General features: G+C 70.4%; 17 protein-coding genes and 1 tRNA gene. 7 read left to right on the top strand and 11 right to left on the bottom strand.

Features of this window, described 5'->3' with window-relative positions; all coding sequences use genetic code 11:
- Positions 1 to 121 precede the first annotated feature (121 nt).
- The 3 genes from ACZ37P_RS04495 to ACZ37P_RS04485 all read right to left on the bottom strand — a co-directional run bounded on the left by ACZ37P_RS04495 (position 122) and on the right by ACZ37P_RS04485 (position 5026).
- Positions 122 to 1078 (bottom strand): pseudouridine synthase, encoded by a 957-nt coding sequence (locus ACZ37P_RS04495; protein WP_467344834.1) that lies wholly within the window; start codon positions 1076 to 1078, stop codon positions 122 to 124.
- A gap of 15 nt (positions 1079 to 1093) precedes the next feature.
- Positions 1094 to 1801 carry a hypothetical protein gene (locus ACZ37P_RS04490; RefSeq protein WP_401716353.1) on the bottom strand — a complete coding sequence of 236 codons (708 nt, stop codon included), beginning with the start codon at positions 1799 to 1801 and terminating at the stop codon, positions 1094 to 1096.
- Positions 1802 to 1891: 90 nt separating this feature from the next.
- Positions 1892 to 5026: an AfsR/SARP family transcriptional regulator gene (locus ACZ37P_RS04485; RefSeq protein ID WP_401716350.1), complete on the bottom strand. Its 3135-nt coding sequence runs from the start codon at positions 5024 to 5026 to the stop codon at positions 1892 to 1894.
- A 267-nt stretch (positions 5027 to 5293) separates the two neighbouring features.
- Between ACZ37P_RS04485 and ACZ37P_RS04480 the strand changes: the two genes are divergently transcribed.
- Positions 5294 to 7747 (top strand): tetratricopeptide repeat protein, encoded by a 2454-nt coding sequence (locus ACZ37P_RS04480; protein WP_467344833.1) that lies wholly within the window; start codon positions 5294 to 5296, stop codon positions 7745 to 7747.
- 318 nt (positions 7748 to 8065) lie between these two features.
- Here ACZ37P_RS04480 and ACZ37P_RS04475 read toward each other — a convergent pair whose 3' ends face one another.
- On the bottom strand, positions 8066 to 9277 hold the full coding sequence (locus ACZ37P_RS04475) for a hypothetical protein (RefSeq protein WP_467344831.1): 1212 nt from the start codon (positions 9275 to 9277) through the stop codon (positions 8066 to 8068).
- A 1086-nt stretch (positions 9278 to 10363) separates the two neighbouring features.
- Between ACZ37P_RS04475 and ACZ37P_RS04470 the strand changes: the two genes are divergently transcribed.
- A complete protein-coding gene (locus ACZ37P_RS04470) occupies positions 10364 to 11344 on the top strand; it encodes an RNA polymerase sigma-70 factor (protein ID WP_467344830.1) in 981 nt (326 codons plus the stop codon).
- Positions 11345 to 11414: 70 nt separating this feature from the next.
- Here the strand turns inward: ACZ37P_RS04470 and ACZ37P_RS04465 are convergent, their stop codons facing one another.
- From ACZ37P_RS04465 to ACZ37P_RS04445, 5 genes are all read right to left on the bottom strand, one after another.
- Complete coding sequence (locus ACZ37P_RS04465; protein WP_355337769.1) at positions 11415 to 12062, bottom strand: sigma-70 family RNA polymerase sigma factor; 648 nt, start codon at positions 12060 to 12062, stop codon at positions 11415 to 11417.
- 204 nt (positions 12063 to 12266) lie between these two features.
- Entirely contained in the window at positions 12267 to 12611 is a 345-nt protein-coding gene (locus tag ACZ37P_RS04460; RefSeq protein WP_366823709.1) for a hypothetical protein, read from the bottom strand.
- 146 nt (positions 12612 to 12757) lie between these two features.
- Entirely contained in the window at positions 12758 to 14626 is a 1869-nt protein-coding gene (locus ACZ37P_RS04455) for a HoxN/HupN/NixA family nickel/cobalt transporter (RefSeq protein ID WP_467344826.1), read from the bottom strand.
- Positions 14623 to 16050, bottom strand: coding sequence for a tetratricopeptide repeat protein (locus ACZ37P_RS04450; RefSeq protein WP_467344824.1), 1428 nt, complete (start codon positions 16048 to 16050; stop codon positions 14623 to 14625). The genes ACZ37P_RS04455 and ACZ37P_RS04450 overlap by 4 nt, the downstream gene beginning before the upstream one ends.
- Before the next feature lie 122 nt (positions 16051 to 16172).
- The gene (locus ACZ37P_RS04445; protein ID WP_355337781.1) at positions 16173 to 17618 is read right to left on the bottom strand and encodes a DUF4331 domain-containing protein; all 1446 of its coding nucleotides are present in this window, start codon (positions 17616 to 17618) and stop codon (positions 16173 to 16175) included.
- Between the two features lie 438 nt (positions 17619 to 18056).
- Here ACZ37P_RS04445 and ACZ37P_RS04440 point away from each other — a divergent pair, with 438 nt between their 5' ends.
- The 3 genes from ACZ37P_RS04440 to ACZ37P_RS04430 all read left to right on the top strand — a co-directional run bounded on the left by ACZ37P_RS04440 (position 18057) and on the right by ACZ37P_RS04430 (position 21670).
- Positions 18057 to 18836, top strand: coding sequence for a hypothetical protein (locus ACZ37P_RS04440; protein WP_391043313.1), 780 nt, complete (start codon positions 18057 to 18059; stop codon positions 18834 to 18836).
- The gene (locus ACZ37P_RS04435; protein ID WP_467344822.1) at positions 18833 to 19660 is read left to right on the top strand and encodes a class F sortase; all 828 of its coding nucleotides are present in this window, start codon (positions 18833 to 18835) and stop codon (positions 19658 to 19660) included. Before ACZ37P_RS04440 ends, ACZ37P_RS04435 begins: the two co-directional genes overlap by 4 nt.
- A gap of 168 nt (positions 19661 to 19828) precedes the next feature.
- The gene (locus ACZ37P_RS04430) at positions 19829 to 21670 is read left to right on the top strand and encodes an FG-GAP-like repeat-containing protein (RefSeq protein WP_467344820.1); all 1842 of its coding nucleotides are present in this window, start codon (positions 19829 to 19831) and stop codon (positions 21668 to 21670) included.
- 145 nt (positions 21671 to 21815) lie between these two features.
- Here ACZ37P_RS04430 and ACZ37P_RS04425 read toward each other — a convergent pair.
- Positions 21816 to 21888: transfer RNA gene (locus ACZ37P_RS04425), tRNA-Arg, on the bottom strand.
- A 73-nt stretch (positions 21889 to 21961) separates the two neighbouring features.
- Positions 21962 to 22660: a type 1 glutamine amidotransferase domain-containing protein gene (locus ACZ37P_RS04420; protein WP_467344819.1), complete on the bottom strand. Its 699-nt coding sequence runs from the start codon at positions 22658 to 22660 to the stop codon at positions 21962 to 21964.
- A gap of 261 nt (positions 22661 to 22921) precedes the next feature.
- On the opposite strand from ACZ37P_RS04420, the gene ACZ37P_RS04415 reads away from it, so the two are divergent.
- Both ACZ37P_RS04415 and ACZ37P_RS04410 read left to right on the top strand, forming a co-directional pair.
- The gene (locus ACZ37P_RS04415) at positions 22922 to 24031 is read left to right on the top strand and encodes an LLM class flavin-dependent oxidoreductase (protein WP_355337796.1); all 1110 of its coding nucleotides are present in this window, start codon (positions 22922 to 22924) and stop codon (positions 24029 to 24031) included.
- A partial coding sequence (locus ACZ37P_RS04410) for a CE1759 family FMN reductase (RefSeq protein ID WP_467344817.1) occupies positions 24028 to 24711 on the top strand: 684 nt, incomplete at its 3' end. The genes ACZ37P_RS04415 and ACZ37P_RS04410, both read left to right, overlap by 4 nt.

The raw sequence follows: 24711 nt of genomic DNA, 5'->3' as shown, positions 1-24711 counted from the left end.
TCCCTCACCTCATCGACTAGGGGACAGTTGCGTACGGCGACCAGAAGACCGTTGCCGTCCAGCAACCATCCCGTACTTCCCCGCGGCCCCGCAACCAGCCCACCGGAGCGTGGCCGACCGGTCACAGGGCCTCGCGCCACGCCGCCAGCTCCCGCGCGCTGTCGAACCGCAGCGCCCGTCCGGTCACCGGATCGGTGAATTCCAGCGCCCGCGCGAGCAGTTGCAGCGGCCGGGAAAAGTCCTCCCGGCCGCCCTCCGATTCGGGCTCCGGCAGCACCCGCGGATACACCGGGTCGTACAGCAGCGGCAGGCCGAGCGCGCTCATGTGCAGCCGCAACTGGTGGGTACGGCCCGTCGCGGGCAGCAGCCGGTAGCGGCCCCGCGCACCGCGCCGCTCCAGCAGTTCGACCCGGCTCTCCGCGTTCGGCGGCCCCGGCTCCTCCCACGCCGCGATCCGCCCGCGCTCCTTCACGATCCGGCTCCGTACCGTCCTCGGCAGCTCGACCCGCGGGTCGTACGCGGCGACCGCCTCGTACTCCTTGCGCACCCGCCGGTCCCGGAAGAGCGTCTGGTACGCGCCCCGGTCCCCGGGGCGGACCACGAACAGCACCAGGCCCGCCGTCAGCCGGTCGAGCCGGTGCGCGGGCGACAGTTCGGGCAGCCCGCAGTCGCGCCGCAGCCGCGCCAGGGCGGTGTCCGTGACGTGCCGCCCGCGCGGGGTCGTCGCCAGGAAGTGCGGCTTGTCCGCCACCACGATCCGCTCGTCGCGGTACACCACCCTCACCTCGAACGGCACGGCCGTCTCCGGTGCCGCATCGCGGTGGAACCATACGTACGCGCCCGCCTCGTACGCCGTCCCCGCCGTCACCGGACCGCCGTCCGCGGTCACGAAACGCCCCTCGGCCAGCATCGCCCCGACGCGCTCCGCGCCCACCGCTCCCGCGTACCGCTCCAGCAGATACGCCGCCACCGTCGGCGGCTCCCCGCCCCCGCCGGGCAGCCGCAGCCGCACCGGGTCCACGCCGTCCCGCTGCGCCAACGGCGACGGCGGCGCCTTGCGCCCGCCCCTGCGTGCCATGTCCCCGCCCCCCCGTCAGCGCGCGACCGGGTAGCCGATCCGCTCCAGCTCCCCGGCCACCGCCTCGAAAGGAGCCGCCGGATTCAGGGCGGCGACGGTCTCGCGGTCCAGTGGCCGCAGCGCGTACACCCCGCGCACGGCCTCGGCCGCGAGCCCGCTCTCGCGCGCGTACGCCTCGGGATCGGGATCGGTGAGCGGCGCGAACAGCCAGGCCGCGCCGTCCGGTCGGCCCCGCACCCCGGACTCCGCGGCCGGGAAGACGATGCCGTCGCCGGTACGCCACCGGTCGTCGTCCGCCGTACGCCACGCGCAGGCCGTGACCAGCGGCACCTCGGCGGCCAGGAACTCCGGCGGCTCCGCCACATAGGGCGCGAACACCGGCGGCACCGCGTCCAACACCCCCGGCCAGTTCCGCGGCGGCGGCCCCGACGCGTACGGGCTCATCGGCGACGCGTGGTCGAAGCCCAGCACGAGCGCCCCGTAACACGTGAACGCCACCGCGTATCCGTCACCGCTCCCCGTCCGCCACACCCCCACGTCGGCGGCCGTCCGCCAGCCCCGTACGAAATCCCGCTCCCGTTCCCCCCGGCCGTCCCCCTGAATCTCCCCCGCCCCCGGATACCGCACGATCTCCAACGCGGCCAACGCCCGGCACACATCCCGCAGCCCCGCGATCGACGGCAGCGCTCGAGCGACGTCATGGATCGTCACACGCTCAGTCATGCCCCATCCCTATCAAGCCGCACTGACATTCCGGACGCATGACGAGCCACGCACGTGGAGTCCGAGCATCTTCAGAGCCGCGGAGCGGGGTTACGGCCGTTGGCCGTCACTGGTCCCGACCTCGCCGCAGAGCCGGATCCGGTCCTGGGTCCTGGCGGCCTCCAGTTCGTTGAGCCCCTGAAAGATCGCGTGTGCAGAATGGAGCTGCTGCAGCGCCTCGTTCCTGCGGCCCGCCTCGAAATGGACGTCAGCGATTGCGGCGTGCGCGCGGGCTTCTTCCTCCGACGAGCTGATCTGCCGGGCCATCGCCAGGGCCTCGGTCAGACGGTCGACGGCCGAATCGCGGTGGTCGGAGCGGTGTTCGGCCATTCCCAGCCCGCGCAGCGCCTGGACTTCCTCCTGCGCCGCCCCTATGTCACGTGCCAGGGTGAGAGCGACCGAATGATGAGCGGCGGCCTCCGCGTAGTGTCCCCCGGCGTACAAGTCGGAACCGATGGCGATGAGAGCTACGGTCTCATTGCGCCGGTCCCCTACATGGCGAAATGCCGCCAGAGCCTGCCTGTGGAGGCTCAGAGCCTTGGCCAAGTCCTCAGGGGCGTCGAGGGTGTTGCCGAGGTTGAGCTGGGCAATGGCCTGCTCGGTGCGGCTGCCGAATTCTGTGGTGAGAGCGAGGACACGGTCGAACGCTTGTCGCGCCTGGTCGTCTTGCCCCATGTGGTGGTGCAGATCGCCCAGATTGTTGAGCGCTTGTGCCTCACCCCGAGGATCCCGCGTGCGGATGAAGCCGTTCAGCGCCGCGCTGAAGCACTCCATCGCCTCTGCGTGCTGACCCAGTTGCAGTAGCGAAATACCGAGATTGTTGCGGGACCTGGCGATGTTCCACTCATCCCCAGACCGCACACGGATGTCCAACGACTCCTGCTGGAAAGCGCACGAATCCGCCAGACGCCCCAGATTCCAGCACACCAACCACAGCGCGCTGAGCGCTTCCGCCTCGATGTTGGCCTCGGATACTGCCCTGGCCGCGTCGAGTGCGCGCTGGCTGTCACGTTCCGCCATCTCATAACGACCTGTCTGCGCATGGACGGTGGCGAGGGCGAGAAGCGCATGCGCCTCGGAGGACTGGTTGCCGGTCGAGCGCCAATGCCGAGCCGCGTGCGTGTGTACGGTCTCGGCCTCTCTCCACAACCCTTCCGTCTCCAAGAACCCCGAAGCAGCGTCGGCGAGTTGAGCGGCGGGCTCGTCCAGGCGGTGTTCGCGGAGATAGGACGCGGCGCCAACCACCGCATCCGTCTCGGCGAGAAGCCACTTCTTCGCTTGGCGGGCGTCGGGCCAGTCGGGGAGGTCGAAAGAGCATGAAGGCGCCCCGTCGGCAAGCCGCGCCCGCCGCGGATGGAGCAGCAGGTCGGCCGCAGCCACTGCACGCGCGTAGAACAACGCCAAGCTGTCCAGCGCCTCGTCGCGCATGGTTAGCGGATCGTTGAGCGCAAGCGACTGTGCGTAGGCGCCGATCAGATCGTGGAATTCGTAACGGTCCGCCGCGGGCTCCTGCAACAGGTGCGCGTCCAGCAGGGACTCGAGAATCCGTTCCGTGGTGTCCAGCGGAAGTCCGACGAGCACGGCTGTCGCATACGGGTCGAAGGCGCGTGTGAAGTGCAGGCTCAGCAGCCGGAAGACGCGCTGCTCCTCTGCGGTGAGCGAGTGGTACGAGAAGGCGAAGACGGTGGCGAGCTCCGACTGACCGTCGCGGATCTCGGCCAGTCTGCCGGGCCCTTGGGACATCTTCCGTACCAGGCGGCCGACGGTCCAAGTGGGTCGGGATCTGAGCCTTCCCGCCGCCAGCTCCAATGCCAGGGGTAAGTAGCCGCACAGGCGGACGAGTTCGGCGACGTCGGTCGGTGCCTCGGCGGGTGTGATGCCGGCCAGCGTCGTGAAGAGGGCCTCGGCATCCGCGGGCGACAGAACGTCCACGAAGACGTGGTGCACACCCGGGATTCCGGTAACCCGGCGGCGACTGGTGATAAGGACGAGCGATGGTGAGTCGCCGGGCAGCAGCGGCTGGATCTGGGCCGCGTCCGCCGCGTCGTCCAGCACGACGACGGCCCGCCGGTTCCCCAGCACGGTACGCCACAAGGTGATGAGGGCCGCCAAGTCGTTTGGCATGGTCTTGTGAGGAATGCCAAAGTCTCGCAGCAGCGCGATGAGCGCGGCCTCGGGGGAGAGCGGGTGCTGCCCGGCGTGCGCTCTCAGATTGATGTAGGCCACACCGTCCGGGTACTGATGAGCCACTTCGCGGGCGGTGTGCAGGGCGAGCAGCGTCTTGCCCACACCGGCCATTCCCGAGATCGCCTGGAAGGCGATGACGCCGGCGCCAGCGGTCTGGAGCGCCCGTATTTCCTCGGTCCTGCCCAGGAGCAGTCTGCTGTGCGCCGGCAGATTGTGCGGGGCGGGCGCCGAACTGCCGGGCGGGCCGCCGTCGGGGATCAGTTCGCTCACGGGCGCCTGGTCGAGAATGCTGCGGTACGCCCGATAGAGCGCCTCACCCGGCTGTGTTCCCACCTGCCGCAATCGGCGCCGGAGGGATTCGAACGCGCGCAAGGCATCGGTCTGTCGGCCGCTGCCGTATGCCGCGGCCATGAAATGCTGCGCCACCGTCTCGTCCGTGGGGTACTGCTCGGCCAGGCCGGAGAGTTCCACTACAAGAGAGCCGAAGTGCCCCAGGCGCAATTCGATGGCTGTGCGCAGCAGCGTCGCTGACAGCCGATGTTCCGTGAGCCGACGTCTGACCTGCTCGGCCCAGAGGCTGGAGAATCCGGTGAGGGGCACTCCGCGCCACATCGCGTCCGCGTTCCGCAGCAGAGTCAGCGCTTCGGCGTCGTCCCCGCTGGACGCCAGCGATCGGGCCTGGGTGATCAGCCGCAGGAACCGGTGGTAATCGACGGTGTGCGGAGGGACGTGGAGTGCGTACGTGTGCGCCTGCTGCTGCAATTGCTCGGCGCCGAGCTTTCGCCTGATACGGGTGGCGTACGAGTGCAGGGACGCGCGCGGTTTGGCAGGTGGTGAATCACCCCACAGCCGACGAGCGAGGTTGTCCAGCGAGATCGCCTTGCCCGCGTCCACTGCCAACGCCGCGAGCAATTGCAGTTCTTTGGCGGCTCCGCGCATTTCCTGCTGCTGCTCTACGCACAGTTCCATCGGCCCCAGGACGACAATGTCGAAGTCCACAAGCAAGCCCCCCAACGCTGGCCGCTGTGCAGCCATGTACGGCCGTGCTCCGCCATGTCCAGAGTGACATGCGTCAACTCCGGTCGACAGAGCCACCTTCCCGTGGATGATTTGTTGGCCGAAACGTTTCTTACTCATCCAACGTCTGTCTTTCATGGTCAGGAACGGGCGGCGTGGAACATCGACCGCCGGACGGGCTCCATAGATTCACCGAGATGTCCGTCGGGCGGCACGGGCTGCAGGCAGTCCTGAGGGAGGGCGCTCAGTATGCATGAGGCGACGGTGGAGGAACTGACCGCTGCGTTCGTACGGGCCGACGGTACGGCGATGGAAGTGTTGGCACGGCTGTTGCCGGACAGTTGTAGGCCGTGGTTGCAGGATCTTCCGGGAGGGGCGTTTCACAAGGACGTTGTGGCCGTGCGTGCCGCAGCGCGCCGGGTGATGTCCTTCGCCGCAGCTCGGCCGGACCTCCTGACGGCCGTGCGGATCTGGCTGGCGGCGGTTTCCGCGAACGACATCGCCCCAGCCGGCGACGTCACCGTGATCGCCAACTCGATCTCCGGTGGCACCAGGATCAACGGCCCAACCTTGCAGGCCCGGGACATCAGCGGCGGCATTCACGTCCACGGGTCCGCCCCTCCCGTGCCATCGCCGCTGCGGCCGGTTCCGCGCCAACTTCTCCCAAGGCCGGTCCATTTCACCGGCCGGAACGCCGACCTGGCCGCCCTCGAATCGATACGCTCCGCACGAACCGGCGCGTCTGTACTCGTCGTGATCAGTGGAACTCCTGGCGTTGGCAAGACTGCACTGGTCTCGCACTGGCTCAGCGGCCTCACCTCTGAGTATCCGGCAGGACAGCTTTACGTGGACTTACAGGGATATTCAGATATAGGTCCTGCTGATCCAGGGGCAGTCCTCGGCCAATTCCTCCGAGCGTTGGGCATCGACCACGCGCCGGCCTCGCTGGCGGAACAGGCCGCCCTATGGCGTACGGTCACCGCGGACCTCCGAATCGCGGTCATGCTTGACAACGCTTACAGCGCCGCACAGATCAGGCCACTGCTGCCCGCGTCGCCCGGTGCGCTCGCGGCGGTCACCAGTCGACGGCGGTTGTCCGGTCTAGGCGTGAACGGCGCGGCCTTCCACCATCTCGACGTCCTGGAACTTGGTTCCGCGCTGGAGCTGCTGAGTCGAAGGATCGGCGCAGAACGGGTGGCACGTGAACGGGAGATCGCGTACGGGCTGGCCCGCATGTGTGGTGGACTGCCGCTCGCCCTGTGTGTGGCCGCGGCTCGGATGTCCGCCCGGCCCAAACAGCCACTCTCCTCCCTGGTCGGGGCCATGGCCCGGGAGGACGACCGGTTGGCCGTCCTGGACGCGGGTGAGGACCGGGCAGTACGCACTGCGCTGGATGATTCGTACGCGGCTCTGCCTCCCGATGTTGCCCTCGGCTATCGGCAGTTGGGGTTGTCCTTCATTACTGAATTCGGGCCGGACGTCGTCGCGGCGGCCCGGGGTGGCTCCCGCGAGGATGCCGCGCGTACCCTGGATGAACTCGTTGACGCCAGCCTGGTCGAGGAGTTGGGACCCGACCGTTTTCGTCTGCACGATTTGATACGGCTACATGCTTTTCGGCGCGCCACGAAGGAGGATTCGTCCGCAGCCCGAGAGACCGTCGTACGACGTGTACTCGACTGGTACCTTGCGACCGCCACCGAAGCCAGGAAACTCCTCTCCCCCAGCCACCGGGAGCTGAGGCGGGACTACGCCCACCCACCCGCGCACGTATTCTCGGATGGGTCCTCCTCGACCGCGTTCTTCAGCGACGACGCCGAAGCGCTGGCGTGGTTCGACCGGGAGCGGCTGCACCTCTTGGCAGCGGTAAGACTCGCCGCTGAGCGTGAACTCTTCCCTACAGCATGGCAATTGGTCGACAGCATGCAACCACTGTTTCTCCGGCTGCGCCCATACGATCTGTGGATCGAGGCCCATGTGATCGGTCTGGCCGCAGCAGAGCGGGCCGGGCACCCCGAGGGCGTCAGCCGCATGCTCACGACCGGCGGCAGCGGCTTCTACAACGTCGGCCGCTACGACGAAGCGATCGACTGGTTCGGCCGCGCGCTCGAGGATGCCCGCGGCCGCGCGGACCGCCGGGCCGAGGCCCAGGCACTGCACGGTCTTGGCCAGTCCCACCGACTTGCCCAACGTCTGGACCGTGCGTTCTCGTTCTTCCAACAAGCCTTGGCCATAAGGGAAGTCATCGGGTACGTCAGGGGCGCTGCGTTGAGTCGGCTGTGCCTCGGTGACATCGCGCTCGCGTCCGGCGACCCGCGAGGGGCGATCGACTTCCTGAGCAGGGCGCGGGCCGATCTGCTGGCCGTCCCCGACCCCTATGACGCCGCGCGTGCCCTGGCCTTCCTCGGCAGGGCTCACGCGGCCGAAGGCATCCGGGACCTCGACGGTGCCGAGCGTCAACTGACCGAAGCATTCGCGGAGTTCGCGGCGGCGGGATCAGTGCATTGGCAGGGGCATGTGTTGGAAATGCTCGGACAGACCTCGGCAGAACGAGGCGACAGGGAGAAGGCCAGGGACTGGTACGAGCAGTCCCTGGCTCACTATGCGCCGGTCAGTCCCTTGGACGCCCGGCGTCTCAAGGATCGACTGCGTTCGTTGGAAGAGGATCCGTCGGCAGAAGAGTTGGGTGAGTCGGGAGAGAGTTGATGTCGATGAGCCATCGGTACAGCGTCGACACGAGCAGTGCGTGCTCCCTGTCATCCCGCACAGGGGCGATCGTGCAGTGCGGCCCGGTGCGCGAGACGGTCACACAGCGGCCGCACGTGTCCCTGAGGGAGACGAGGAGGCAACCCGGGTAGCGGGTAAGCAACTCCAGCGCCGCTTCCGGGTCGCCGATGCCATACAGGATGTCCGCGCAGCGGCGGGAGGTCTCGGCGCCCTGGGTGCCGTCCTCCGGGGCAGCGGTCACGTTGACGCATACCGTGTCCTCCGGGACTCGTGCTGCCTGCTCGGGAAGGGGACGGATCACGCGGACGCCTCCCACGCCGGGGCAGCCACCGGTTCGGTCACCGGGGGGAAGGCAGGCTGGCCGATCCCGAGAGTCCGGTACAGCAGGCGCCGCATCCGTTCGTTGAACCGGCCTGGCTCGGACGAGATCCGCCGTGAGATCCGGTTGAAGTCGCGGCGCGGATACGTGGCGGAAGCGTAGTCGAGCTGTTCCGCGAGCGGTCTGTGGGGCGACAGTGCGGGCGCGGTGAGGGCCAAGTCGACACCCGGTGACGCGGGGTTGGCATCATGCTGGGGGTAGCGGGCCAGCACGATGGGTGTGCCGGTCAGCGTCGCGTACAAAGTGGTGGAACCGTAGTCGCCGATCACCGAGTCCGCCGCCACCAGCGCCGCGCGCCAGTCGACCTCGGGCGGCAGCACCATGATCCCCGAACGACGGCAGTCAGCCAGCCATGCCCTGACCTGGAACTGTCCATGGCGCGACCACACATTGGGGTGCACCAGCAGCGCGATGCGGTACCGGTCGCGGGGCAGTTCCGTGAGGAGCCGGGGGAGCAGTCCGTCAAGCCGGTTGAAGGACGAACGGCGTCCCCACGTGGACGTCACCAGAGCCAGGTGTTCCTTGTCCCCGACGCCGAATGCCTCCCGGTAGTTCGCCCGATACGGCAGGCTCGCGGCGATCCGGTCGTGGGTGGGATCTCCGACCACCTCGGCGACCGGAAGTGCCTCCGGGCACCAGCGTGCCAACTCCCGCAGGTCGTCCCGGTGGGGCAGCGCGACCTTACGTGGCACCACCTTGCCGTTCCACGTCAGACCCGCGCGACCCGTGATGCCTCCCGGCTCGCGGCTCCCCCCGCCAGGCGTCTGACCTCTCGCCAGCGACATGTGGCCGGCCCCATGTGAGATCCGGATCAGCGGAGCGCGGACCTGCTCCATCCCCTGAGACCCGGCAGCCAGGGCCAAGTCGAATTCGTCGCTGCCTGTGGCCTCCTCCCACGGAACCACGGTGGCGCCCAGCCCGCTCAAGTACGCGGCCACCCCGTTGTTGAAAGCGTGCGGCGGGATCGTGAACACGACCTCGATCCGGAGATCTGACTCAAGGAGTGGCAGCAAATCCTGCAACCGCCTTCCGTACACCTCGGTGTGCACGAGCACCAGCACCTTCTTGCGCTGGGGCAGCGTGAGCCACTCGCTCCCGTCGCCCCGTGTTGCCCTACCGTCCACCGTCACCTGCCCGGCAGACCTGTTCTCCCCCGACACGTCAACACCCCTCTCCGCTGTGCGAACCGTCCTTCGCGGAGTGAGATGCCCGCACAGCGGACGGAGAGCTTGCTGAAGGCTTGACACGTCCTTGCAGGGTGCCGAGTACCGCGGGCGGGTCAGGCACCCTGAGCTGCGGACGACCGTGTTACCGGCTGTCGTGCAGGACGGCGAATACGACGCTGGTCGGAATGCTCGAAGGCATGCACTGCGCGAGTTGGACGAGGGGCCCGGGTCGGGCAAGGGTTGCGGATTGCGCGAGGCGGAATATCCCGTCATTCCATCCAACTATGCGCACGTGAACCCGTGTGTTGCCATTTTCAATAGTAGACGAACCATTCTCGACAGTGCGGAGAGATTCGTCTTGCGCCCAAACAATCGGATGCGGGGGAGGTGGTACGGCGAACAAATTTATCCTCAGAGAAGTGGGGCGCGACGGTGCCCGAGTATCGCGTATCTGGGGAATCAGAGCACGGGTGCTGGGGTCCCCGCAAGCTGGTTCGTCCGCCATTCCCTTAGGCCTGCTTCGCATGTGTATCTCCCCGCATAGTTTATGCGGACTACGTGCGTAGTATGCGTAGTCCTCTACTGGCCTATGCAATGGGCGTATGTGAAACATGCTTGAGGGCAGTCGCCGGGCCTTTCGATGCATAGGGGATGAGTTGTCCGAAGTGTGCTGCGCGTCAGGGTCCTCGACTGTCCGCCAAGGCGAGCCCGGAACGACTGTCGGTGTGGCCGATGCTCTGCCTCCTCGTCGGCATTCCCCCGTGAGATGAAGGCGTATTTCTACTCGACCTCGACACGAGCCCAACGTGCGTACTAATGTTTCCTTGTGAAATGCGTAGCGAATGCTATCGAGTGTTCATTGAAATCGGCGCACGCTGGAATTCCCGCGCCTCGATTGGCGCCTGTGAGATCGGACCGGTTGCCCGCGAAGGAGGTGGCGGTGACGATGATGACCGAGGGCCGCGGCTTCTCCAATGCCAAGGCCCGGCGGGAACTGGGCTGGGAGCCGCGCTACTCGTCGTGGCGCGAGGGGTTCGAGAAGGGGCTGAAGTGACGCGGGCGGATGCGCGGCAGGGGCAGGGTTCGGCGCGGTCTGACGGGGCACGGTCCGGTGCGGCGCGGGCGGGGGAGTTCGAGGACCTGCGGCCGCTGCTGTTCTCGATCGCGTACCGGATCCTGGGCAGCGTGAGCGAGGCGGAGGACGCGGTCCAGGACACCTGGCTGCGCTACGAGGCCGCCGGGACCTCGCCCGCCTCGCCCAAGGCGTACCTGTCGGCCGCCGTCACCCGCGTCTCCATCGACGTGCTGCGCTCCGCCCGCTTCCGGCGCGAGGAGTACGTGGGGGAGTGGCTGCCGGAGCCGCTGCTCGCCGACCCCTACGACGACCCGGCGCGCTCGGCGGAACTGGCCGACTCCGTCTCGACGGCCGCCCTGTTGCTGCTGGAGCGGCTCAGCCCGCTGGAGCGCGCCGTCTTCGTGCTGCGCGAGGTCTTCGGTTTCGGCTTCCCCGAGGTCGCCTCCGCCGTCGGCCGCTCCGAGGCCGCCTGCCGTCAGCTCGCGGTACGCGCCAGGCGGCACATGGACGAGGGCCGCCCGCGCTTCGAGGCCGACCGGCGGGAGCGGGAGCGGCTGGCGGGACGGTTCTTCGACGCGCTGCGCGAGGGCGACGTCGAGGCCCTGCGCGACGTGCTCGCCGCGGACGTCCAGGTCGTCGGTGACGGCGGCGGCAAGACCCCGCAGTTCGCCCGCGCCATCAGCGGCGTCGAGAACGTGACGCGCCTGCTCGCCACCACCTTCCCCTGGTTCTTCCGCATCGACGTGACCGTCGAGTCCCACGAGATCAACGGCCAGCCCGGCATGATCTTCCGCGACCGCGACCGCAAGTTGCTCAACGTGTGGACGCTGGACGTGCTCGACGGCCGGATCCAGATGATCAACTCCGTCAGCAACCCCGACAAACTCGGGCACCTGGGCCCGGTCGGGGACGCGTGGGCGGTCTACCGCGAGTGGAACGCGGCCCGCCGCCCGTAACGCCCCCCGCCCTCGCCGTCCCGTGTCCGTCGTCCCGTGTCCGTCGTCCCCTCTCCGCCGTCCCGCGCCGTCACTTGCGGTCCAGGTCGAGGTTCAGATCCAGGTTCAGGTTCAGATCCAGGTCGAGACCGAGGTCGCGGCGCAGACGCGTCAGGGCGCTGCGGACACGGGACTTGGCCGTGCCCAGCGGGATGCCGAGCGTCTCCGCGACCTCCTGGTGGCTGCGCTCGGCGTAGAACGCCAGGTGGATCGCCTCCCGTTGCAGATCGGTCAGCACGCTCACCCCGCGCCGCACCGCCGCCTGCCTCATGCGCCGCTCGACGATGTCCAGGACGTTGTCGCCGGCCGGCAGCCGCGTCCTGCGGGCCGCCAGGTCCTCACTGCGCAGCAGTACGGCGTTGCGCCGGATCCAGTCGACGGCACGGCGGTGCGCGATGGTGACGACCCAGCCGCGTACGCTCCCCTGCTCCGGCCGGTACAGCGACGCCTTCGCCCACACCTCGGCCATGACGTCCTGGGCGATGTCCTCGGCTTCGGCGCGCAGCCGCACCCGCCGCTGGACCAGCGACCTGACCATGGGAAAGAGCAGCGTGTACAGCGCGGTGAACGCCTCCTGGTCGCCGCGTCCCGCCGCCAGCATGTGCTGTTCGAGGCCGTCGCTCTCCCAGCACTCCGCCTCCGGCGGCGACGGGAGACGCGTCGGACCTGCGTCCGGCATTCGGCTCACCTCCTCAGCGCCCGGTGCTGAACCGGGTGCCGTGCGGACCAAGGGGAGTTCGTGGCCCCGGTCCTCAGGTATGGCCGCTCCGCCCGATGGCCACCTGGAAAGGGGGTACGGACGTACGGATGTGCGGGCGCCCTGACGTGGCGCCCGTCGGCCGTCCGCCGGGGTCATGGGCGGAGTCGGGGGCCGGTGGCGCGCTCAGCGCCGGGTGAGGTCGCCGTAGAGGGTGTCCCAGGCGTCGTCCTGACGGCTGGCCGGTTTTCCGTCGCAATAGGGCAGCGCGTGCTGGGCCGTGTAGTAGCGGAGCATCGACAGTACGGCCATCGGGTCGCTGTTCTTGCCCGCCGTGTAGTCGCGGTCGGGCAGCGTCGCCTGGTGGACGCGGCAGGTCGGACGCGGGCTCGCGGGGCCGGTGACCAGCGCTCCCGTGTGCCGGTCGGCGGCGCAGGAGGTGAGCGCGAGCGCGAGGACGGCGGCGGTCAGGGCGGCGCCGAGGAGGGCGGCCGGGCGGGAGGCCGTACGCGGTGACGTGCGCGGTGTCATACGTGTGGCCGTACGTGTGGCCGTACGCGTGGCCGTGCGGGTCGTGCCGGTCATATCAGTCGTGCGGGTCGTCGTACGCGAGGGTGTGCGCATGGTTCTGTCCTTGTGGCGTCCGTGGGACAACGGGTGCGGGTGTTGTCGATCCGTCAGAGGGGCATCGCACGCAGGGCGGTTCCCACGCCCACGGCGAGAATGAGGAGCGCGGTGCCCAGAGGGGTGAGGCGACCGCTCCACGCGCCGACGGCGTGCCATCTCCCGCCGCTCAGCGCGGGGAAGCGGTCTCTGAGCGTCAGCAGGAGCAGGCCCGCGGCGGCGAGGGTGGCGGCCATGCCGAGGCCGTAGCAGACGACGAGCAGCACGCCGAACGCCGTACGGCCGAGGGCGATCGAGCCCAGCAGGACGACCAGCGCCGAGGGGCTGGGGACCAGGCCGCCCGCGATGCCGATGCCGATGAGACCGCCGCGCTTGCGGGTGCCGCCCGCGGAGTGGGAGTGGTGATGGTGGCCGTGGCCGAAGAGGCCGTGGCGGTGCGGGTGTTCGTGGGCGGTGTGATCGTCGGTGTGGTGCGAGTGGTGACCGTCGTGGCCGTGGTCGTGCTCAAGGCCGTGCTCAAGGCCGTGCTCGTGGTCGGGTTCGTGTTCGGGGGCCTCCCGTTCGTCCAGGACCGCGACCCGCGTGGTGGCGACGGTCGTGGCCGCGCTCTGCTGGGTGATGCCCTCGGCGCCCTCGGGGACCTCGACGAGCGGGCCGGACGACGGGTGCGGGTGCTGGTGCTCAGCCCCGTGTCCGTGCGCGTGTCCGTGCCCGTGCCCGTGTCCCGGTCCGTGCTCGTGTCCGTGCTCGTGGCCGTGGTCGTGCGAACCGTGAGCCGCGCCCCCCGCGTGCCCGTGCTCCGCCTGCCGCGCCCGGAAGACCCGGATGGCCGACGGCAGCAGCCACAGACCGGCCGCGGTGATGACGATGCCGCTGACCGTACCGAGCCAGGCCAGGACGTCCTCGCCGACGAGCGCGGAGGACACGCTGAGCGCGATGCCGAGGACGAGGACGGAGGCGGTGTGGGTCAGCGTCACCGTGCCCGCGACCGTGACGGCGTCGCGCGGACGCCCCTGACGGCCCGCCAGATACGCGGCCATGATCGTCTTGCCGTGACCGGGCAGCGCCGCGTGCCCCGCGCCCAGCACCATGGCCATCAGCACGGCGAGCAGCCCGACGGGGAGGGTGAGCCGGTCGTGGTCGGTGAGCGCGCCCAGCCGCCGGTCGAGGGCGGCGTACCAGGAGGAGGGCCAGCCGGTGCCGGGCGCGACGGCCGCGACGGCCCCGGGACCCGAGCCCAGGACGAGCCGCGTACGGCGCTGGTCCAGCGGGTCGGCGAGCAGGTCCGCCGGATACGCGCGCAGCTCGCGCGAGACCGAGACGGCAGGGACGTCCGAGGAGCCGATGCGTACGCCGTCCCCGTGCGCGGTGATCTCGTGCCAGCCGATCCGGCTGCTGTCCACGCCGGTGGCCAGCGTGATCGTGTCGCCGCGGCCGGGGGAGGCGGGCGCGGACAGCCGGCACTCCAGCCGTCCGGTGTCGAGCCCGGCCTGCCCGGGCACCAGCCGGAAGGACGCGTCCGTCAGCCCGAACCGCAGGGCCCTGGACCGCCGCGCGTCCCCGGCACCGCCCGCGGTCCCCGAACCGCCGGCCGCGCCCGTGTCGCCGCCGAGCGTCGCGTCGATACCGCGCGCCAGGTCGGTGCAGGCGGTGTGCGCGTGGGCCGCGGCCTCCGCCGGGCTCAGGGCCCCGTCGTGGTCGGTGTCCATGGCGGCCTTGGCCTGGAGCGTGGGGATCTCGGCGGTGTCCACGACGGCGAGGTCGTCGATTCGGTCGGGGCGTACGGTCAGACCGTCGTACCGGTTGACGGTGAAGTTGCCCAGCGGGTGGGCGGAGACGGCCGGGGCGGCCAGCCACAGCAGCGAGGGCACCGCCACCAGCAGCAGGGCCGCGCCGCGCCGGGCACGGATCGGGGTCGTCATCGCTGTCCTCGCCGTCCTTGCGGTGGTTGTGCCGCCGGTTCCTTCTGATCCTTCTGAAGGGCGGTCAGCCGGGCGCGCGCGTCCGGCGCGTACAGCGGCGAGAAGGCCGGGTTGGCGGCCAGGGCCCCGGCCAGGTCCGTACGCGCCGCCTCGTCGTCGCCGAGCGACTGCTCGATCACGCCCCGGTGGTAGCGCAGCAGCGCGTCGCGCCAGCCGAGCCGGTTCGCCTGCTCGGCCAGCGGCAGCGCGTCGCCGTCCCGGCCCGCCCGGTGCAGCGCCCAGCTCAGCGCGTCCGCGACCAGCACACTGTGCCGCCGGTCCCACTCGGCGCTCAGCAGCTTCACCGCGAGGTCCGCGTCGCCGTGATCGGCCTGATATTGGCCGAGGTTGAGGTCGTCCACCACGCCGTTGGCCGCGAACAGCCTCTGCTCCGCCTCCAGCACCCCGTACTGCGCCCTGGCTTCCGGCGCCCGGCCCAGCGACTCCAGCAATTCGCCGAATTCCAGCACATATTGCGGCTGCGGTACCCGGTCGATCGCCGTCCGGTAGTCCGCGACCGCCTGGTCCGTCCGCCCGAGCGCGGCCTCCGCCCTGGCCGCGCCCGCCAGCGACGCGGTGTACGTCGGATCCAGCGCGAGCGCCGTCCGGTACTCCCGCAGCGCCTCGCGCGTCTTGCCGGTGTTGAAGGCCAGCTCGCCCAAGTAGTGGTGGCAGAACGCCTGGTCGGCCGCCGTCGTCGCGTCCTGGAGCGCCCGCCGCAGCGCCTGCTCCGCGTCCGCGGTGCGCCCGTGCAGCTCGAAGGTGTACGACGCCCGGGTGAACGACGCCGTCGACGGGTGCAGATCGAGCATCCGCTGCACGGCGTCCTGCGCGGCGCTGTCCTCACCCAACTGGGTGAGCGCGTCGTTGAGCGCGCCGTACGGCGCCCAGGCGTACGGGTCGTCGCTGATCGCCTTGTCCGCCCACGTCCTGGCCTGCGCGAACTGGTGCCGCGCGTTGGCCAGTCCGGCCATTCCGGTGAGCGCGGCGGTGTTGTGCCGCGGCTGGAGCGCGAGCGACTTGCGCAGCGCCGCCTCCGACTTCGGGTACAGCGTCGGATCGACGTCGAGCCGGGCCTGTTCGACGTATTCCGAGCCGAGCTGGGCCCAGGAGGAGGCGTCGTTCGGCTGTGCGCGCAGCGTGCTCTGGAGCTTGGCGACGATGGCGTCGACGCTCAACGGCGCCGCCTGCGTGCCGGAGACCGGGCCGGAGACCGGGCCGGGACCCGTACCGGAACCTGTTCCGGAACCCGTATCGGAACTCTGGCCCGGGACCGCGTCGGACGGCGGCGGGGACGAGGCGCCGCCCGAGCGCTCCAGCGCTGCGAAGCCGGTCAGGCCCGCACAGAGCACGGCGGTGGTGGCGATCAGGGCGAGGCGGCGCATGGGGGTCTGTTTTCTCCGCTCGGGGCGAACAGGGGCTCCGGCCGGTCGGACGGGTGGGGCGGTCGGACCGGAGGAGAGGGACCCGGCGTGGGCCTGTCAGGTGCCCACGCCGGGTGGCTTGCTCAGCCGGCCTGGTTGACCGAGCCGGTGTAGGGCAGCGCGACGTACGGGAAGGTGCCGGCGAAGGGGACGCCGGGTCCGTTCACGCCGTCACCCGCGGCGAGCGCCTGGATCAGGTGGCCGGGGGTCGCGCCCTCCAGCGCCTGGATCGCGATGTCCACGACGTCGTCACCGAGGCGGCGGCCGTTGGGGTAGCCCTGGAAGTCGCCGTTCAGCACGCCGAGACGGTCCGGCTTCGCGGTGACCGGGGTGGACATGTTCAGCCGCAGCTCCTCGGCGGGGACGAACCGCTTCTTGTCGGCGTCCTGGTTCATGAGCTGCGAGTTGAGGTCCACGGCCAGCGGGCCGTTCGCCGCCTTCGCGATACCGGTCAGGAAGATCTCCTGAAGGTCCTTGCGCGGTGTCGCGGGCGCCGGGATCCCGTAGATCGACTGGATCAGCATCGGCAGCTCGGGGTTGAGCACCTTCGCCACGACCTTGGGCTGGTTGTGGTCCTGCGACGGCGGCAGCGCGTTGAACGCGTTCTTCAGACCCGCGGGCACCACCGCCTCGTTCACCAGCGGGTTGCCCAGCCGCGAGACCTGCACGTACGGGCCGCTGGCCGTCTGCTTGCCCGGGGAGAGGTTCATGGTGCGGCGCGAGGTGGTGCTCCACACGCCGATCACCGGGTTGCGCTTGGGGTTGCAGTTGAGCGCCAGCGCCGACTTCGGGACCTGGATCGCCAGGGTGTTGACGTTGTAGCCCTTGAGCGTGTTGTGCCCGGTCTCCGACAGATTCCCGCCGTACAGCAGGTCGAAGACGCGCAGGTCGAGGAAGAACGGGTCGGCGGCCTGCGAGGCCACCGTCTGACCGCCGCCGGGCAGCTTCCGCGTCGCCTGGCCGCGCAGCCGCCCGTAGTTCGGCATCGACGCCTTGCCGACGTTCGACGGCGTCGCGATGCCGTCCTTCACCAGCGTGACCGGGCGCTTGCCCGCGCGCAGTTCCTGGAGCGTGTAGTGCTGGCGGAACAGCAGCGTCTTGTCGTTGAGGTTGTTCACCACGCCGTTGTTGTACAGGAATGTCTTGTCTCCGCGCCGGTCCTCGTTGCGGAAGGTCCAGCGGTACGTGAGGTCCGCCTTGCCGGTGCCCTGGCTGTCGATATTGATGTCGTACTGGGCGTCGGTGGCGAACGGGTAGAAGTTCGGCCCCCCGTTGGGCTCCTGGAACGGGTACCAGTTCGCGACCAGCGTCACCGTGTCCGACTTGTCAGGACTGGAGAACGCGTAGAGGTCGGTGTTGTCGACCTGTGGGTCCGCCGCGATCAGCGGCGCCTCGCGGTGGCTGGACGCCTGGCCGACGCCCGTACCGGGACCGGCGAGCGCCGCTCCCGCGATCGCCGTGCCGAGCGTCAGCAGCAGCGCTGCCGACTTCCACCGGCCGACGATGCCCGGTGTTCTGCGTGAACTCATGGGTGGTCTTTCTGTGGGGGTGAAGAGTCCGGCCTCGGGACCGGTCCCTGCACCCCGTTCGTCTCCAGGGGAGGTGCCGGATTGCCCGAAAGAGGTTTTTGTCCCCGATCGGGCGAATATGCGGATACGGATGCCAGGGGTGCGCCGTCCGGCTTGGCGATGGTGCCGATGTTGACGGCACGTCATGTCGTGCGCGGCGCACGGCGCTCCGGCTCTCCCCAGGTATACGGACATACGTATGCGATATGTCCGTATGCCCGGACGCGGAGGTACCGCCGTAAAGAGGTCATGGGCACACCCGTACCAATCCGCGCCCCCCACCGCTCCGAATGCCAGTGCGGAGGCACCCGCCTCCGGTCGCGGAGCCGACGCCATGCCGACTCCGCGGATCCGCGAGTGAAGGGCAGCACCACCATGCGATCCACCAGCGCACGTGTCGTGACCGCGATAGCAGTCGCCGCAGTCCCGTTGGCCTTCCCGGCGGCGGCGTGGGCGGCTCCGACGGACACCGACGTCCCCTGGACCACGTACCAGGCGTCGCTGGACCCGATCACCGCCAACCACGTCACGGGCAGCGGTACGGCGATGATCCAGCTCTCCGGCAACACCGCGAAGATCACCGTCACCGCGTCGGGCCTGGTCGGCGGCGGCTCCCCGCACGCCATGCACATCCACGTCGACGGCGCCGGTGTGTGCCCCAAGCCGTCCGAGGCCAAGGACCACAACGGCCACAGTTCGATCAACGTCGCCGACGCCATGAAGGACTACGGCATGATCGGCACCTCGCTCACCACCAGCGGCGACAGCACCCCCAAGAGCGCCCTGGCCGTCGACCGCTTCCCGGCCGGTTCGAGCGTCAAGTACAGCCGCACCCTCGAAGTCACCGACAACGTCGCCGCGAACCTCAAGTCCGGCAAGGCCGTCCTGGTCGTGCACGGCATCGACTACAACGGCAACGGCAAGTACGACAACGTGCTCGGCGCGAGCGAACTCGACAAGACCCTGCCCGCCGAGGCCACCGACCCCGCCCTCTGCGGCGCCTTCAACGTCTCCCAGATGACCTCGATGCCCGGCGGCGGCGCGGACACCGGTGACGGCGCCACGCAGACCGGAAGCGGCATCCACACCGGCATGGTCGCGGGCGGCAGCGCCGCCGCCCTGGTCGGCCTCGGCATTGGCGGATTCGCCCTGCGCCGCAGGGGCGTCACGACCCGATGAGTGACGACGCCGCCGCCGCGCACGAGGACGGCCGGGACGACGAGACCGGCCGTACGGACGACACCGTACGTACGACCGGCGACGGCCGCACCGGCCGCACCGGCCGCGTGGGCCGCACGCGACGTACGGCGGTCATGCTCGTCGTCCTCGCGGTGGCCTGCGTCGCCGCGGGGGTCACCGCCGTACTCGCCGGGACCACCGGGGGCGGCGGCAACCCGCCGCCGCAGCCGGGCCCGGCCGTCGCGGGAAGCACACCGCGCGACGACATGTCGGGTCACGAGATGTCCGGCCACGACATGGCCGCGATGCCCGCCCCGCCGAGCGGCGCCGCCTCGGCCGAAGCGGCCGGTCCGACGCCCACCCGGCCCGGCACCCTGCCCGCGTCCAAGCCGGTCGCCCTCGACATCCCGGCCATCGGCGTCCACTCCGACCTGCTGGACCTGGGCCTCAACAAGGACGGCAGCCTGGAGGTCCCCTCCAAGCCGCTGCGCGCCGGCTGGTACCGAAACTCGCCCGCCCCCGGCCAGACCGGACCCTCCGTCATCCTCGGCCACGTCGACTCCAAGGAGACCGGCCCCGCCGTCTTCTACCGGCTCGGCGCGATGAAGCCCGAGCAGCAGATCCGCGTCACCCGCGCCGACCACAAAGTCGCCGTCTTCACCGTCGACGCCGTCCGCTCCTACGAGAAGGCCCGGTTCCCGACCCTCGACGTCTACGGCAACACCGCGGACGCCGAACTCCGGCTCATCACCTGCTCCGACTGGAACGCGCGCACTCACTCCTACGAGGGAAACACCGTGGTCTTCGCCCACCTCGCGACCTGAGAACGGCCGACGGAGACCGGGGTGTCCCCAACTTCACCCGTACGACGCCGTATTGACTTCCTCTGATCATCTGACCGCAGAGCACAACCAACCCGACGGGTCGGCTGTCGGACGGGGTGGGACACCAAGGGCGGTGTCCCACCCCGTTACGCACAGGAGGAACGTTCCTTGGTCTCCCCGCTCTCCCTCCGCACCGGGCGCCGCCGTCTCGTCGCCGCGACCGCCACCGTCCTGGCCGTCACCCTGGGCGCGGCTTCGCTGACCACCACGGCCACCGCCACCACCTCCGCCTCAGCGGGTGCGACGCGGGCGTCCGCCGCGACGTCCGGGGTGAGCGGCCTGCTCCCGATGACGCCCGGCGCCACGCTGGCGTCCGCGGGCACCCAGGGCTTCTGGACGTACGTCCCGCACGACGGCGACGACGGCAAGCTCCGCTGGACCCCGTACGGGCCCGGCCCGGTCCGCGACCTGCGCTTCGACACCGCCAACGGGATCGCCGAGATCTCGGGGGACACCGTCACCACCACGAGCGACACGTCCGGAAGCCGCGTGCTGGACATGCCCACCGGCACCTCCTTCGCGCTGCGGACGGTCGACGACGGGCTGGACAGCCTCTACGGGGGCGTCGCGGGCCGCGCGCTGTTCGTCCGGGGCGCCACGAAGCTGTGGGTCGAGACCGCGGACGGGGCGAACCGCGCCGTGCAGGGCCTGCCCGAGGGGACCGACTACGGGCGGGTACGGCCGGGCGACGCGACCCACGGCCTGGTCCCCACCGGGACCGGGGAGAGCGACCGGCGCTTCGGCCTGATCGACCTGACCACCGCCACCCTCACCTTCCCCTACCCGCGGCAGGCGCGGAATCCGGTGATCTCCGGCAACCGCCTCGCCTGGATCGAGGACGACACCGCCGCGAACACGCTGCGGGTGGTCGTCCGCAACCGGACCACCGGCGCGGACACCGCGGTGCCCGTGCCGGGCGTGAAAGCCGGTACGGACCTGACCATCGGCCTGCTCGGCGACTGGGTGACGTATGGGACGACGGCCCTGCGTGTCGGGACCGGCGAGAAGGTCACCTTCCTCGACCGCGCCGACGCCTCGTACGCCGTCCCCGACGGCACCGCGCGGATCGTCCAGGGCAGCGACTCCGCCCAGGGGGCGGGCGTCTTCCGCGTCGCCCTCGACCCGAACGGCCGGCCGTTCGCGCGGCTCCTCGCGCACGCGGGCACCCCGACCTCCGCCCTGCACGACTTCGACAACGACGGCCTGCCCGACCTGCTGGGCCGCGACGCCTCGGGCGGGCTGTGGCGGGACAGCGCCGCCGACGGGCGCCAGCGGGCGCGGATCGGCGGCGGCTGGCAGATCTACGACAAGCTCGAGACCGTCGGCGACATCGCGGGGACGAACAGCCCCGACTACCTTCCCGAACTCGTCGCCCGCGACAAGGACGGGGTCCTGTGGCTCTACTCGGGCCGCGAGGACGGCGGTCTCACCCCGCGCGTCCGCGTCGGCGGCGGCTGGCAGACGTACACCCATCTCACCGGCGGCAGCGACCTCACCGGTGACGGCCGCCCGGATCTCGTCGCGGTCGACACGACCGGTGCCCTCTGGCTCTACCGCAGCACCGGCAGCGCGGCCCGCCCCTTCGAGCCCCGTGTGCGCGTCGGCACGGGCTGGACCGGCTACGACCAGCTCACCGCCGTCGGCGACCTCGCGGGCGGACCCGCGGGCGACCTCGTCGCCCGCGACAAGGACGGCGTGCTGTGGCTCTACCTCGGCAAGTCCGACGGCACCTTCGAGCGCCGCACCCGGATCGGCTCCGGCTGGCAGACGTACTCCCAGCTCACCGGCGCCGGCGACGTCGACCACGACGGCAAGGCCGACCTCTTCGCCTACCAGGCCGCCACCAAGACCGTCTACCTCTACTCCGGCACCGGCGACCCCGCCCGCCCCTTCGCCCCCCGCGCGATCTCCGACGCCCACACGGGCAACGCGTATAACAACATGAGCTGACCGGCCGGGTCTCCTCGGGGGCGTGCGGACTCCGTGGGGTCTCCGGGGGGCCCGTGCGGCCCCCGTGCCGACTTCCACGGCCAAAGAGGCCCTCCCGTTGGACAACGGGAGGGCCTCTCATGGCTGTGACCTGCTACTTCCGGTGTGCCCCAGGCAGGATTCGAACCTGCGACACCAGCTTTAGGAGAGCTGTGCTCTATCCCCTGAGCTACTGGGGCGGGGACAGGCGCCAGTGTAGCGGGTCGGCGGTGGCCGGTCGGGGGCCCGGGGGCGGGGCGGAAGGCCGGTTCGTCAGCCGAGGGTCTTGAGGATCTCGGCGGCCAGGGGACCGGCGGAGGCCGGGTTCTGACCGGTGTGCAGATTGCGGTCGGTGACGGTGTGCGGCGCCCAGGGAGCGCCTTCCTGGAAGTCGGCGCCGAGCTGCACGAGCCGGTCCTGGAGGAGCCAGCGGGCCTTGTCGGCGAAGCCCGCCTGGGTCTCCTCGACGTTGGTGAAGCCGGTCAGCCGGTAACCGGCGAAGGGCGAGGCGCCGCCGGGTCCCGTGGCGGTGGCGAGCAGCGCGGCGGGCGCGTGGCAGACGATGCCGAGCGGCTTGCCCGAGGCGAGGGCCGCGTTGAGCAGGGCGCCGGACACGGCGTCGGCCGACAGGTCCTCCATCGGGCCGTGGCCGCCGGGGTAGAAGACCGCGTCGTAGTCGTCGAGCGAGACGTCGGACAGCTTCACGGGGTGCTGGAAGGCGGAGATCCCGGCCAGCTCGGCCGCCATCGCCGCCGCGCCCTCCTCGCCGCCGTTGAACTCGGGCGCGAGGCTTCCCCGGTCCACCGTCGGCACGACCCCGCCCGGCGTCGCGGCGACGACCTCGTGGCCCGCCTCGGTGAAGACGCGGTACGGGACCACGGCCTCCTCGGCCCAGAAGCCGGTCGGGTGCGCGCTGCCGTCGGCGAGCGTCCAGTGGGTGGCTCCGGTCAGGACGAACAGGATCCTTGCCATGGAGGTGGCTCTCTCTTCCGTGTCGCTGGGGGCGGGTGGGGCGGGCGTTTCCAACGTACGCCGAGGCGGGGGCTCGCGCCGGGTGCGGCGGGGGGTCGGGTGCGGCCGGGTCAGGGTGCGGCCGGGGGCCGGGTGCGGCGGGGTCAGGGTGCGGCCGGGCTCAGGGTGCGGCCGGGTCAGGGGAATAGGTAGGGTGGCCGGAATGTTCGGGATGTTGAATGCTCAACCAAACAGGGTGAGGGCGACAGGACGGTGGGTGTGATGCAGTTCGGGATCTTCACGGTCGGCGACGTCACGACGGACCCGACCAACGGACGGACGCCGAGCGAGCACGAGCGGATCAAGGCGATGGTCACCATCGCGCGGAAGGCCGAGGAGGTCGGCTTGGACGTCTTCGCGACCGGCGAGCACCACAATCCGCCCTTCGTGCCGTCCTCGCCCACCACCATGCTCGGCTACATCGCGGCCCGCACCGAGCGCATCGTGCTGTCCACCTCCACCACGCTGATCACCACGAACGACCCGGTGAAGATCGCCGAGGACTACGCGATGCTCCAGCACCTGGCGGACGGCCGCGTCGACCTGATGATGGGCCGCGGCAACACCGGGCCGGTCTACCCGTGGTTCGGCAAGGACATCCGGCAGGGCATCCCGCTCGCCGTCGAGAACTACGCGCTGCTGCACAAGCTGTGGCGCGAGGACGTCGTCGACTGGGCGGGCAAGTTCCGTACGCCGCTCCAGTCGTTCACCTCGACGCCCCGCCCGCTGGACGGCGTGCCCCCGTTCGTCTGGCACGGCTCCATCCGCAGCCCGGAGATCGCCGAGCAGGCCGCGTACTACGGCGACGGCTTCTTCCACAACAACATCTTCTGGCCCATGGAACACACCAAGAAGATGGTCGACCTCTACCGTCGCCGCTTCGCGCACTACGGCCACGGCACCGAGCAGCAGGCCATCGTCGGCCTCGGCGGCCAGGTGTTCATGCGCCGCGACTCGCAGGCCGCGGTACGGGAATTCCGGCCGTACTTCGACAACGCCCCGGTCTACGGGCACGGGCCGTCGCTGGAGGACTTCGCCGAGCAGACGCCGCTGACCGTCGGCTCCCCGCAGCAGGTCATCGAACGCACCCTGACCTTCCGCGACGCCGTCGGCGACTACCAGCGCCAGCTCTTCCTCATGGACCACGCCGGTCTGCCCCTCAAGACCGTCCTCGAACAGCTCGACCTGCTCGGCGAGGAGGTCGTCCCCGTCCTGCGCGCCGAATTCGCCAAGGGCCGCCCGGCCGAGGTGCCCGACGCCCCCACCCACGCCTCGCTGCTCGCCCGCCGCGACGCCGACACCGCCGACGAAGTCCTGGAGGCCCGGGCATGACGCACCACCCGATCGAGCGACGCCGGCTCGCCGTCGTCACCGCCGGTCTCAGCCAGCCGTCGTCCACCCGGCTGCTGGCCGACCGGCTGACGGAGGCGGTACGCCGCCATGTCGACGGTGACGTGGACGTGGACGTACGGGTCATCGAGCTGCGGGGCCTGGCCAGCGACATCGCGCACAACATGCTCACTGGCTTCCCGGCGCATCATCTGCGCGACGCAATCGATTCGGTGACCGGCGCCGACGGCCTGATCGCCGTGACCCCGGTGTTCACCGGCTCGTACAGCGGCCTGTTCAAGTCGTTCTTCGACATTGTCGACAAAGACGCACTGGCGGGCACCCCGGTACTGGCCGCCGCCACCGGCGGCACCGCCCGCCACTCCCTGGTCCTCGAACACGCCATGCGCCCGCTGTTCGCCTACCTGCGCGCGATCGTCGTACCGACCGCCGTATACGCGGCCTCCGAGGACTGGGGCACGGCAGGCAGCGGCAGCGGTGGTGGCGACGGCAACGGGACCAGCGCCGTCGACGGCACCCTCGCCGCCCGCATCGACCGCGCGGGAGCCGAACTCGCCGCCCTGATGACCTCCCGACCGTCCCGGCCGGGGGCGGGGGGGGGGGGGGCGACGGACGCGAGGATGGGTGGGGGTGTCGACGACGCGGTTGTGCCGTTTGTCTCG

The sequence above is a fragment of the Streptomyces sp. NPDC024632 genome (assembly GCF_055559175.1).
This window is presented reverse-complemented; position numbering and strand designations above follow the sequence as displayed.